This is a genomic window from Streptomyces sp. NBC_00273, assembly GCF_036178145.1.
Lineage (GTDB): Bacteria > Actinomycetota > Actinomycetes > Streptomycetales > Streptomycetaceae > Streptomyces.
On the sequence record NZ_CP108067.1, the window covers coordinates 4,135,534 to 4,147,954 of the forward strand.

General features: G+C 71.9%; 9 protein-coding genes. 8 read left to right on the forward strand and 1 reads right to left on the reverse strand.

Annotated elements, in window-relative coordinates:
* Positions 1-63 precede the first annotated feature (63 nt).
* The 3 genes from OG386_RS17570 (at position 64) to OG386_RS17580 (ending at position 4,894) form a co-directional block, all read left to right on the forward strand.
* Complete coding sequence (locus OG386_RS17570; protein ID WP_328788944.1) at positions 64-1,467, forward strand: class II fumarate hydratase; 1,404 nt, start codon at positions 64-66, stop codon at positions 1,465-1,467.
* A gap of 112 nt (positions 1,468-1,579) precedes the next feature.
* Positions 1,580-2,299 carry a cytidylyl-2-hydroxypropylphosphonate hydrolase gene (fomD, locus tag OG386_RS17575; RefSeq protein WP_328788945.1) on the forward strand — a complete coding sequence of 240 codons (720 nt, stop codon included), beginning with the start codon at positions 1,580-1,582 and terminating at the stop codon, positions 2,297-2,299.
* 309 nt (positions 2,300-2,608) lie between these two features.
* Positions 2,609-4,894 (forward strand): SpoIIE family protein phosphatase, encoded by a 2,286-nt coding sequence (locus OG386_RS17580; RefSeq protein ID WP_328788946.1) that lies wholly within the window; start codon positions 2,609-2,611, stop codon positions 4,892-4,894.
* A gap of 76 nt (positions 4,895-4,970) precedes the next feature.
* Here the strand turns inward: OG386_RS17580 and OG386_RS17585 are convergent, their stop codons facing one another.
* Positions 4,971-7,244 carry a transglycosylase domain-containing protein gene (locus OG386_RS17585; RefSeq protein WP_328788947.1) on the reverse strand — a complete coding sequence of 758 codons (2,274 nt, stop codon included), beginning with the start codon at positions 7,242-7,244 and terminating at the stop codon, positions 4,971-4,973.
* A 232-nt stretch (positions 7,245-7,476) separates the two neighbouring features.
* On the opposite strand from OG386_RS17585, the gene OG386_RS17590 reads away from it, so the two are divergent.
* The 5 genes from OG386_RS17590 (at position 7,477) to OG386_RS17610 (ending at position 12,363) form a co-directional block, all read left to right on the forward strand.
* Positions 7,477-8,385, forward strand: coding sequence for an SPFH domain-containing protein (locus OG386_RS17590; protein WP_328788948.1), 909 nt, complete (start codon positions 7,477-7,479; stop codon positions 8,383-8,385).
* A complete protein-coding gene (locus tag OG386_RS17595) occupies positions 8,382-8,615 on the forward strand; it encodes a hypothetical protein (protein WP_328788949.1) in 234 nt (77 codons plus the stop codon). Before OG386_RS17590 ends, OG386_RS17595 begins: the two co-directional genes overlap by 4 nt.
* A gap of 162 nt (positions 8,616-8,777) precedes the next feature.
* A complete protein-coding gene (locus OG386_RS17600; protein WP_328788950.1) occupies positions 8,778-9,302 on the forward strand; it encodes a PadR family transcriptional regulator in 525 nt (174 codons plus the stop codon).
* Positions 9,299-9,985, forward strand: a complete 687-nt coding sequence (locus OG386_RS17605) for an ABC transporter ATP-binding protein (RefSeq protein ID WP_328788951.1) — start codon at positions 9,299-9,301, stop codon at positions 9,983-9,985. Before OG386_RS17600 ends, OG386_RS17605 begins: the two co-directional genes overlap by 4 nt.
* Positions 9,982-12,363, forward strand: coding sequence for an ABC transporter permease (locus OG386_RS17610; RefSeq protein ID WP_328788952.1), 2,382 nt, complete (start codon positions 9,982-9,984; stop codon positions 12,361-12,363). The genes OG386_RS17605 and OG386_RS17610 overlap by 4 nt, the downstream gene beginning before the upstream one ends.
* Positions 12,364-12,421: the final 58 nt, after the last annotated feature.

Below are 12,421 nucleotides of genomic sequence, written 5' to 3' on the forward strand. Positions count from 1 at the left end.
GGTAGGGGAGTTGGGAACACTTCGAACAAGACAATTGCTCAAGTTTTTGAGGAGGTCACAGAAATGACGGATGACCAGCAGGCCGATGCGTTCCGGACCGAGCACGACTCCATGGGCGAGGTACGGGTGCCCCGGGACGCCAAATGGCGGGCCCAGACCCAGCGCGCGGTGGAGAACTTCCCCGTCTCCGGGCAGCGGTTGGAGCGTGCCCACATCGAGGCGCTCGCCCGGATCAAGGCCGCCGCGGCCGTGGTGAACGCGAAGCTCGGCGTGGTGGACCAGGACCTCGCCGATGCGATCCGCTCCGCCGCCGCCGAGGTCGCGGACGGCCGCTGGGACGACCACTTCCCCGTGGACGTCTTCCAGACCGGCTCCGGAACCTCGTCCAACATGAACACCAACGAGGTGATCGCCACCCTCGCCACCGAGCGCCTGGGCCGCGAGGTCCACCCCAATGACCACGTCAACGCCTCGCAGAGCTCCAACGACGTCTTCCCGTCGTCCATCCACATCGCGGCCACCGCCGCCGTCACCGGCGAGCTGGTCCCGGCGCTGGAGCACCTGGCGGCCGCACTGGAGCGCAAGGCCGGCGAGTTCGCCCAGGTCGTCAAGGCCGGGCGGACCCACCTGATGGACGCCACCCCGGTCACGCTCGGCCAGGAGTTCGGCGGGTACGCCGCCCAGGTCCGCTACGGCGTCGAGCGGCTGCGGGCGGCCCTGCCGCGACTGGCCGAGCTGCCGCTGGGCGGCACCGCAGTGGGCACCGGCATCAACACCCCGCCCGGCTTCTCCGCCGCGGTGATCGCCGAAGTCGCCGCCACGACCGGGCTGCCGCTGACCGAGGCCCGCGACCACTTCGAGGCGCAGGGGGCCCGGGACGCCCTCGTGGAGACCTCCGGAATGCTCCGCACGATCGCCGTCTCCCTCACCAAGATCTCCAACGACCTCCGCTGGATGGCTTCCGGACCGCGCACAGGTTTGGCCGAAATCAATCTCCCGGATCTCCAGCCGGGCTCCTCGATCATGCCCGGCAAGGTCAATCCGGTGGTCCCCGAGGCCGTCCTGATGGTCGCCGCACAGGTCATGGGGAACGACGCGGCCGTCGCCGTGGCGGGCGCGGCCGGCAATTTCGAGCTCAACGTGATGCTCCCGGTGATGGCCAGGAACCTCCTCGAATCGATCCGGCTGCTCGGCAGCGCGAGCCGCCTGCTGGCCGACCGCACGATCGACGGGATCACCGCCAACGAGGCCCGGGCCAGGGAGTACGCCGAGTCCTCGCCCTCCGTGGTCACCCCGCTCAACCGCTACATCGGCTACGAGGAGGCCGCCAAGGTCGCCAAGAGGTCCCTCGCCGAACGCAAGACGATCAGGGAGGTGGTCCTGGAGTCCGGTTACGTGGAGCGCGGCGCCCTCACCCTGGAGCAGCTGGACGAGGCCCTCGACGTGCTGCGCATGACGCATCCCTGACCCGTCCGGGCGCACCCGCGGGCGGGGGCCGGATCCGGTCGATCGTCACCGCCGAACCCCCCGGTGACCTGCGCCGCAGCGGGCGCGGGGACCCCCGCCCTAAGATCTGCGCATGACAGGTACTTTCAAGCCCGGGAACTCCGCGGCGCGGAGCGCGCCGCGGAGCCCCGCGCAGGGCCCGCGCTGGGCACCCGGGGAGCAGGTCCTCTGGCGCTACCGCGATCACGCCCCGGGGCTGAAGGGCCCGGTCCACATCTGCCGCCCGGTGACCGTGGTGCAGGACACGGACGAGCTGCTGGCGGTGTGGATGGCCCCCGGCACCGAGTGCGTCAAGCCGGTCCTCGCCGACGGCACCTCCGTCCACGAGGAGCCGCTCGCCACCCGCTACACGGCGCCGCGGACGACCGCACGGTCGCGCTGGTTCGGCAGCGGTGTCCTGAAGCTGGCCCGGCCCGGGGAATCCTGGTCGGTGTGGCTGTTCTGGGGCCCCGGCTGGCAGTTCAAGAACTGGTACGTGAACCTGGAGGAGCCGCGTTCGCGCTGGGCCGGCGGGGTGGACTCCGTGGACCACTTCCTGGACATCGCCGTCTACCCGGACCGCAGTTGGAAGTGGCTGGACGAGGACGAGTTCGCCCAGGCGCAGCGGAGCGGCCTGATGGACCGTGAGCAGGCCGACCGCGTACGGGAGTCCGGCCGCGCGGCGGTCGAGGTGATCGAGGAATGGGGAGCCCCGTTCTCCGGCGGCTGGGAGGACTGGCGGCCGGATCCGGCCTGGAGGATTCCGGCCCTTCCGGATGACTGGGACACCACCCCGGCGCATATGACCTCATGAGACCCTTGATGCGCCCCCAGGGTTCAAACGTAGGATCGTCCTCCACGAGGTCACGCGCGCGGGACGGTGCGGCCGCTGCGCCGTTGCGCAAGTGCCGCTCCGCACACGGGATCTGACCGGAGGTCGGACGCACGACGAGAGGCGACGAGGGGGCGGGGGTCCGTCAGGGGCACCTCCCGGCCGGAGGTTGGGAGAGAAGTTTGGGGCAGGAACCTCGGGGCGATGGTGCCCCGGCCGCTGAGCGGGTATACCGCGACTGACCGAGTTGAGTGCAGCGCACATCGAGCGCAAACGGACGGAAATCCACGCGTGACGGAGTACCCCACCTCCCAGGAGGGCCCGCAGCCCGTCGCCTCCGGCGGAGGTACGGACGAGGCCGGCCACGGCAAGGCGCCCATCGCCGCCACCGAGGCCGTACGCACGCATGCCGCGGGCGCCGGTGCCGGCGCGTCGGCGGAGCCGGACGGTGCGGCTTCCACAGCGGCCACCGACGCGCGCGCGGCCCGCTCAGCAGCGGGTGCGGGCGGCAGCGCCGGGCTCCCCCGGCCCCGACGCAACGCGGCCGCCCCCGGCGAGGTGCCGGCCGAGCCCGGCCAGGGCGCGGCCCGGCCCCGGCCCGGTGCGAGCGCCCTCGACGCGCAGGTCGGCGCGGCCGGGCACGGTGGTCCCGCCGAGGCCCCGCGCCCGCGCGGCGGGGATGACGACATGACCGGTGACGGCAACGGCCCCCCGGCCGCCGCGATCACGAGCGGTGACGGCGGAGCCGGACGCCACGGAGGTGGCGGGGGCGCCGTACCGGTCGGAGAGGCGACCGTCGCGCGCCGCGAAGGGGACCGGCTGCGCTTCGTCGGCGCCGCAACGAGGCGGATCGCCCGCGGCATCGACCTCGACGAGATCGTGCTCGGCCTGTGCCGGGCGACCGTGCCGACCTTCTCCGACGCCATCCTCGTCTACCTGCGCGACCCGCTCCCGGTCGGCGACGAGCGGCCCGTCGGGCCGGTCGTTTTAAGGCTCCGGCGCACCGATCGGCTCCGACCGATCGACGACCTGACCGACATCAGCAGCACCATCGGCGCGGGGATGGACCTCGCCGGGGCCGCGGGGGCCACCGGCGAGCTCGATTTCAGCCAGTTGCCGCTGGTGGGCCCGCAGGGTGACCTGCCCGCGGCCGAGCTGTGCGAGATCCGGCCCGGCGGCGCGCTCGCCGAGGTGCTGCGCGGCGTACGGCCCGTCTTCGGGTCCTCCGCCGCCGCCCGGGCCGCTCTGCCCGAGCTGCTCGGCGTGGACCACCCGCTGCCGCGCGGCAACCGGGCCGTCCTCGCGCCGCTGCGCGGCCGCCGCCGGGTGATCGGCGCCGCCGTCTTCCTGCGCAGCCCCGAGCGTCCCGCGTTCGAGCAGAACGACCTCCTGGTCGCCGCCCAGCTGGCCACCCACACCGCGCTCGGCATCGACAAGGCGGTCCTGTACGGCCGTGAGGCGTACATCGCCGACGAGTTGCAGCGCACCATGCTGCCCGACGGCCTCCCGCAGCCCACCGGGGTGCGGCTGGCCTCCCGCTACCTGCCCGCCGCCGAGACGGCACGGGTCGGCGGCGACTGGTACGACGCCATACCGCTGCCCGGCAGCCGCGTCGCGCTCGTCGTCGGCGACGTCATGGGCCACTCCATGACCTCCGCCGCGATCATGGGTCAGCTGCGCACCACCGCGCAGACCCTCGCGCAGCTGGACCTGCCGCCGGCCGAGGTCCTGCACCACCTGGACGAGCAGGCGCAGCGCCTGGGCTCCGACCGCATGGCCACCTGCCTGTACGCCGTCTACGATCCCGTCGCGCACCGGATCACCATCGCCAACGCGGGCCATCCGCCGCCGGTGCTGCTGCACCTGGGCGGACGCGCGGAGGTGCTCCGCGTACCCCCGGGCGCCCCCATCGGCGTCGGCGGCGTCGACTTCGAGGCCGTGGAGCTGGACGCGCCCGCCGGGGGCACCCTGCTGCTCTACACCGACGGCCTGGTGGAATCGCGCCTGCGGGACGTGTGGACCGGCATCGAGCAGCTCCGCGAGCGTCTCGCCACCACCGCCCAGCTGACCGGCCTGGACCACCCGCCGCCGCTGGAGGCGCTCTGCGACGACGTCCTGGACATGCTCGGCCCGGGTGACCGGGACGACGACATCGCGCTGCTCGCGGCCCGGTTCGACGGGATCGCACCCAGCGACGTCGCGTACTGGTTCCTGGATCCGGAGGAGACCGCCCCGGGCCGGGCCCGCCGGTTCGCCCGCCGCGCCCTGACCCGGTGGGGCCTGGAGGAGCTCGAGGACTCGCTGGAGCTGCTGGTCAGCGAGGTGGTCACCAATGCCGTTCGGTACGCGGAGCGGCCCGTGACGCTGCGCCTGCTGCGCACGGACGTGCTGCGCTGCGAGGTCGGCGACGACTCGCCGCAGCTGCCGCGCCAGCGACGGGCGCGGGACACCGACGAGGGCGGCCGCGGCCTGTTCCTGGTCAACCGGATGGCCCGGCGCTGGGGTGCGACACGGCTCAGCAGCGGAAAGGTCGTCTGGTTCGAGTTGACGCTGCCGGCGACGCCCGAGCGACGCTGAGCGCGCGACGCCGGGAAGACCGCCGCCCCGCAGCCTTGGAAGGCTGCGGGGCGGCGGTCTGTCGTCTCGGTGGGGTCTAGCGCTCGGGCACCAGCGGCGGGTCCGGCGGCTTGGGACCGCCGGTCTTGGTCGCCGTGGGCGACGGGGACGTCGTGGTCGTCGGGGTCGGCGACGTCGGGGCCGTCTTGGTCGCCGTGGGCGTCGGGGACGTCGTCGGGGACTGCGTCGGGCTGGTGCTGGCCGTCGGGGAGCTGGAGGACGGCGACGTCGACGGCGTCGGCGAGGCGCTGCGGGACGGCGTCTGCACGGCGCCCATCTCCGCCTCGCTCAGCTGGAACTTGCCCGCGTTGCCCTTGAGGACGGCGAGCGTGTACGCCTTCCAGATCGAGGCCGGGAAGCTGGAACCGCCGAGTCGGCCGAGGCCGGCCGTACCGGTCAGGGTGACCTGCTTGGCGGTGACGGGCTCCTCACCGAAGATCGCGACGACGGTGACCAGTTCGGGGGTGAACCCGGAGAACCAGCCGGAGACGTTGTTCTCGGTGGTACCGGTCTTGCCGGCGGCCTCGTAGGCGCTGCTGCGGACCTTGTTGCCGGAGCCGCCCTCGTCGTTGACGACGCCCGTGAGCACCTTGGTGACGGTGTCGGCGGTCTGGCGGCTGATGGCCTGGGCGCCGATGGGCTGGGCCGGCTCGACCTCGCGGTCCTTGTGCTCGGCCTTCTTGATGATGGTCGGCGTGACCTTCTTGCCGTGGTTGTCGAACGTGGCGTAGACGCCCGCCATCTCCACGGTGTTGGCGCTCATGGTGCCGAGGGACATGGCCGGCTTGTCCTCGGGCCAGCCCTCGCGGTCCTTCATGCCGAGGGCCAGGGCCGTCTTCTTCACGTTGCGCGGCTTGACGTCCACGATCATCTGCGCGTAGACGGAGTTGACCGAGAAGTTGGTCGCGTCCTGGACCGTCATCATCGGGGTGCCGAAGTCGCGGTCCTCCTGGTTCTGCGGGGCGAACGGGATGTCGCTGCCGAGGACCGCGCGCTTGCTGGTGCCGTCGTAGAGCGCGTTCGGCGTGATCGGCTTGCCGTCCTGGGTCTTCGCCCCGTTCTCCAGCGCGGAGGCGAGCACGATCGGCTTGAAGGTCGAGCCCGGCTGGTAGTCCTTGCGCAGGGCGTTGCTCGACCAGTGGTCCTTCAGGCTCGTGCCGCCGTACATCGCGACGATCGCGCCGGTCTTCGGGTCCACGGAGGTGGCACCGGCCTGCACGCTCTGGTCCTGGGGCTTGCCCTTGGTGTCCTTGCGGTCGAGCTTGGACTCCAGCTCGTCCTGGACTGCCTTCTCCAGCGCTTCCTGCTTCTTGGCGTCGATGTTCAGCGTGAACGTCCAGCCACCGGCGTCGATCAGCTTCCGCTCGACGCCCTGGGCGTTGAGCTCGGCCTCGGCCGCCTGGACCAGGTAGCCCTTCTGGCCGTCCATGCCCATCGGCGGCTGCGGCGGGTTCGGCTCGGCGAACTTCAGCGTCTTGCGCTTGGCCTCGTCCAGCTTGCCGTTCTCGACCATGTTCACGAAGGTGGCCTCGTAGCGGATCATGATCCGCTTCTTGGTGTCGTCGCTGGCGGTCGACCAGTCGTACTGGCTGGGGGCCTGGACGAGGGTGGCGAGGTACGCGCCCTGTTCCAGCGTCAACTGGCCGACGTCGACGCCGTAGTAGGCCTGGGCGGCCGCCTGGATGCCGTACGCGCCGCGCCCGAAGTAGCTGGTGTTCAGGTAACCCGCGAGGATCTCGGGCTTCTTCATGCGCTGGTCGACCTTGAGGGAGATCACCAGCTCCTTGAGCTTGCGGCTCGCCGTCTGATCCTGGGTCAGGTAGTAGTTCTTGACGTACTGCTGGGTGATCGTGGAGCCACCGGCCTTGCCGCGCCCGGTCGCCGTGTTCCACAGACCGCGGGCCAGGCCCTTGAAGTCCACGCCCTGGTCGTTGCGGAAGGACTTGTTCTCGATCGCAATGAACGCCTCCTGCACGTCCATCGGGATCTTGTCGATCGCCAGGATCTCGCGGTTGACCTTGCCCTTGCTGGCCATGATCGTGCCGTCTGAGTACTTGTAGACGTTGCTCTGCTGGAGCGCCTGCTTGTTGGGGTCCGGCTCTTCTACCCAGAAGTAGAGGGCGACCAGCGCGCCCATGCCGAGCAGGGCCAGCCCGAAGAACGTGCCCAGGATCTTCTTCCAGGTGAAGAAGCGGCGTATGCCGGTGCGTTTGCCGGCGCTTCCGCTTCCCTCGGTGCCCTGCGCGCGTCCGCTCGGCGCACGCCGCGCACCGCGCTGCTGCTGCGCCTTACGCACTTCTGCTCGGCCCATCGCTCCCGCTCCGCTCGATTTCCCCCCCGACGTCAGCTCAGAAAGCTAACACCGCAGGCTGTGACAAAAGTTGGCCAACCATGACTAATTACGGTCATTTCGGACGTGAGAATCAGCACCCGCGTCATGGGAACCGACGCTCACCTAAGCCGAAGGGTTGCCGTAGCGCAAAAAAGTGATATCACTTTGCTAGACGGTCCGACCGGCCGTGAGCTGAGAAACGGGGCAAACCATGACGAACCAAAACGCCACCCCTGACGGAGTACGGGAGTTCACCGCGCGCAGCGTCGGCGGCGGACTGGCACTGCTGCTCGGCCTGTTGGGTCTGGTGGCGAGCGCCGGCCTGATCGTGGCCGGCTCGGTGGCCACGGCCGTCGGGGTCAAGGCGGCCCTGATATCCCTCGGCGTACTCCTGAGCCTCGTCTCCACGTTCGCGATGTGCGGGCTGAACACGGTGGCGCCGGGCGAGGCCCGGGTCGTCCAGATGTTCGGCCGCTACCGGGGCACCATCCGCACCGACGGGCTGCGCTGGGTCAACCCGCTGACCTCCCGCGAGCGGATCTCCACCCGGGTGCGCAACCACGAGACGGCCGTCCTGAAGGTCAACGACGCCTACGGCAACCCGATCGAGCTGGCGGCGGTCGTGGTGTGGCGGGTCGAGGACACGGCCCGGGCCACCTTCGAGGTCGAGGACTTCACGGAGTTCGTCGAGACCCAGGCCGAGGCGGCGGTCCGGCACATCGCCATCGAGTACCCGTACGACGCGCACGAAGAGGGCGGCCTGTCGCTGCGCGGGAACGCCGAGGAGATCACCGAGAAGCTGGCGGTCGAACTGCGCGACCGCGTCGACGCGGCCGGTGTGCACATCATCGAGTCCCGATTCACGCACCTCGCGTACGCTCCGGAGATCGCCTCCGCGATGCTCCAGCGCCAGCAGGCGGGCGCGGTCGTGGCGGCCCGCAAGCAGATCGTGGAGGGCGCGGTGGGCATGGTCGAACTGGCATTGACCCGACTGGCGGAACAGGACATCGTGGACCTGGATCCGGAGCGCAAGGCGGCCATGGTCTCGAACCTGATGGTCGTCCTGTGCGGCGACCGCGCCGCCCAGCCGGTGGTCAACACGGGAACCCTCTACCAGTGACCCCCGGCGGCGAGGAGAAGCCGGCGGGCCGACAGGCGCGCAAACAGGTGCTGCTGCGGCTCGACCCGCAGGTGTACGACGCGCTGGCCCGCTGGGCGGGCGAGGAACTGCGCAGCGCCAACGCGCAGATCGAGTTCCTGCTCCGCCGGGCCCTCGCCGAGGCCGGCCGCCTCCCCTCGACCCCCGGCCCCATCCCGCGCCGGGGACGCCCCCCGAAGTCCGCAGAATGACCCGTACGCCCGGTGGGGCCGGCACTCCGGCCCCACCGGGCGCACGTCGCTCCGGGGCCCTGCAGCGGCCCGCTCCCGCCCGCCCCTTCGGTCGACTCCCCCGTCCGCCCCTCCTCCGCCCTCTATACACTCCGCGTATACACGCAGTGTAGAGTCGCGGCCATGTCCATCGGTCACACCCTCCTGGGCCTCCTAGAGGCCGGCCCGCGCCACGGCTACGACCTCAAGCGCACCTTCGACGAGAAGTTCGGCCACGACCGCCCCCTCGCGTACGGGCAGGTCTACTCGACCATGTCCCGCCTCCTGAAGAACGGCCTCGTCGAGGTCGACGGGATCGAGAGCGGCGGCGGCCCCGACCGCAAGCGGTACGCCATCACCGACGCCGGCGTCACCGACGTCGAGGCCTGGCTCGCGCAGCCCGAGAAGCCCGAGCCCTACCTCCACTCGACCCTCTACACGAAGGTCGTCCTCGCCCTGCTCACCGGCCGCCGCGCCGACGAGCTGCTGGACACCCAGCGCGCCGAGCACCTGCGCCTCATGCGCATCCTCACCCAGCGCAAGCGCAAGGGGGACATCGCCGACCAACTCGTGTGCGACCACGCCCTCTTCCACCTGGAGGCGGACCTGCGGTGGCTGGAGCTCACCGCGGCCCGACTCGACCAGCTCGCCCGGGAGGTACGCCGATGACCCCGGCCGGCTCGCTGCTCGCGGCCACGGACCTGCGCAAGGCGTACGGGACCACCAACGCCCTCGACGGCGCCGAGTTCTCCATCCACGCCGGCGAGGTCGTCGCCGTCATGGGCCCCTCCGGCTCGGGCAAGTCGACCCTGCTGCACTGCCTCGCGGGCATCGTGGCGCCCGACTCCGGCTCCATCGCCTACGCCGGCCGCGAGCTCACCTCCCTGAGCGACGCCGAACGCAGCGAGCTGCGCCGCACCGAGTTCGGCTTCGTCTTCCAGTTCGGCCAGCTCGTACCGGAGCTGACCTGCGTGGAGAACGTCGCCCTCCCGCTGCGCCTGACCGGCGTCAAGCGCAAGGAGGCCGAACGCACCGCCCTACGCCGGATGGAGCAGCTCCAGGTGGAGGACCTCGGCGCCAAGCGGCCCGGCGAGATATCCGGCGGCCAGGGGCAGCGCGTGGCCGTCGCCCGCGCCCTCGTCACCGACCCCCGGGTGATCTTCGCCGACGAGCCCACCGGAGCCCTCGACTCCCTGAACGGCGAACTCGTCATGCAGCTGCTCACCGAGGCCGCCCGGTCCGCGAACGCCGCCGTCGTGCTCGTGACGCACGAGACGCGCGTGGCCGCCTACTCCGACCGCGAGATCGTCGTACGCGACGGCAAATCCCGCGACATGGAGCGCATCGTATGAGCCGGCTCCGGGCCTGGACCCGCGACCTCGGCATGGGCGCCCGCTTCGCCTTCGGCGGCGGCCGCGAAGGGTGGATCCGCACCCTCCTCACCGGCGTCGGCGTCGGTCTCGGCGTCGCACTGCTGCTGATCAGCACCACCATCCCCGGCGCCCTCGCCGCGCGGTACGAGCGCGGCGACGCACGGTCGACGATGAACTCCGAGCGGGCCGACGCCCCCGGCCCCGACACCCTGCTGATCGCCCGCGTCAACCAGACGTACCGGCACACGGACATCGAGGGGCACGCGGTGCGGGCCGAGGGCCCCCGCGCCCCGCTGCCGCCCGGCCTGAAGCGGATCCCGGGCCCGGGCGAGATGGCCCTCTCCCCGGCGCTCGACGCCTTGCTGAAGTCCTCCGACGGCGCCCTGCTGCGCGAGCGGCTCGACGCGCGCGTGGTTGAGATCATCGGCGACCCGGGGCTGGTCGGCCCCGGCGAACTGTTCTTCTACCTGGGCAGCGACACCCTCGCGAAGAACGGACCCGAGGACTACCGCGTCGAGCGCGTCACCGGCTTCGGCTACAACGCGGACCGCGAGGGCCTGGACCCCGTGCTCATGCTGATGGTCGTCCTGACGTTCGTCGCCCTGCTGATGCCCGTCGCCGTGTTCATCGCCACCGCCGTGCGCTTCGGCGGGGACCGGCGCGACCGGCGGCTCGCCGCACTGCGCCTGGTCGGCGCAGACAGCCAGATGGTGCGCCGGATCGCGGCCGGGGAGGCGCTGGCCGGCTCTCTGGTCGGACTGGTGCTGGGCAGCGGCTTCTTCGCCGTCGGCCGTTCCCTGGTCGGCAGCGTCAGCCTCCAGCAGCGCAGCGTCTTCCCCGCCGACCTCGACCCGGCGCCCTGGCTCGCCGTCCTGGTCGCCCTCGCGGTGCCCGCGGCGGCGGTGGCCGTGACCCTGTTCGCGCTGCGCAGCGTGGTCATCGAGCCGCTGGGCGTCGTCCGGACGGCGGGGCCCTCCCGGCGCCGCGTCTGGTGGCGGCTGTTGCTCCCGCTGGTCGGGCTCGGCCTGCTCGTGCCCATGGACGGCCGCGGCAACGACCACGGCAGGTTCAACCAGTGGCAGGTCAGCGCGGGTGTGTTGCTGCTGCTGGTCGGGGTCACCGTGCTGCTGCCCTGGCTGCTGGAACGGTTCGTCGCGAAGGTGTCCGGCGGCCCGGTCTCCTGGCAGCTGGCCGTGCGCCGGCTCCAGGTCAACAGCGGCGCCGCCGCCCGCCTCGTCAACGGCATCGCCGTGGCCGTCGCGGGCGCCATCGCCCTCCAGATGCTCTTCGCGGGCGTCGAGGGCGAGTACACGAAGCCGACCGGCCAGGATCCCGGCAGGGCCGCCGTCGCGGTCCTGGTGAACCGCGAGACGCAGACGCGCATGGACGACCTCGCGCAGCGGATCTCCGCCGTGCCGGGCGTCACCCGAACCGTTCCACTGACCACCGTGCAGGCCGCCCGCCAGGTGCCCGCGATGCAGGAGACGCTCGCGGTGACCATCGGTACCTGCGACGCGCTCGGTGAGGTCGCGTCGCTGGACTCCTGCAAGGACGGCGACGCCTTCGTACTGACCGGCTCCGCGGCACCGGCCCCGCAGGCCTGGCAGCGCTCCGACGGGGGCGCGGCGAAGCCGGGCGACGAGCTGTTCGTCGGCGACGTCAGCGGATACGGGTCCGATTCCGGGTCCGGGCTGCCCGACCGGCCCGCGCCGGCGAAGTGGCAGGTCCCGGCGGACGCCCGTACGGTCCCCAGCCGGGAGGACCCCACCGGTGAGCTGCGCAGTGGCCTGCTGGTCACCCCGGCGGCCGCGCCGAAGGAGATCGGCGACTTCCCGAACGCGCGGATCTTCGTCCAGGTCGACGAGTCCGGTCCGGACGCCCTGGACCGGGCGCGCAACGCCGTGTTCAAGGCGGACCCGTTCGTCACGGCGATGACGCTGCGGCACAGCGAGAAGGCCGCCGGCTACTCCTCGATCCGCACGGGGCTGTTCTTCGGTGCCACCGGCGTGCTGGTCCTGATCGGCGGCAGCCTGCTCGTCTCCCAGCTGGAGCAGTTGCGCGAGCGCCGGCGGCTGCTCTCCGCCCTGGTCGCCTTCGGCACCAAGCGCTCCACGCTGAGCCTGTCGGTGCTGTGGCAGACGGCCGTGCCGATCGTGCTCGGCCTGGTGCTGGCGGCCGGGGTCGGCGTGGGGCTGGGCGCCGTCCTGATGGGCATGGCCGCCCAGCCCGTTCGGATCGACTGGGCGTCGGTGCTCGGGATGACGGCGACCGGCGCGGGTGTGGTGGTCGTCGTGACCCTGCTGAGCCTGCCGCCGCTGCTGCGGCTGATGCGCCCGGACGGCCTGCGCACGGAGTGACCTCCGTACGCACCCGACCCGTACGCCCGTTCCCGGCGTGACGCCCCTGCGGACACGA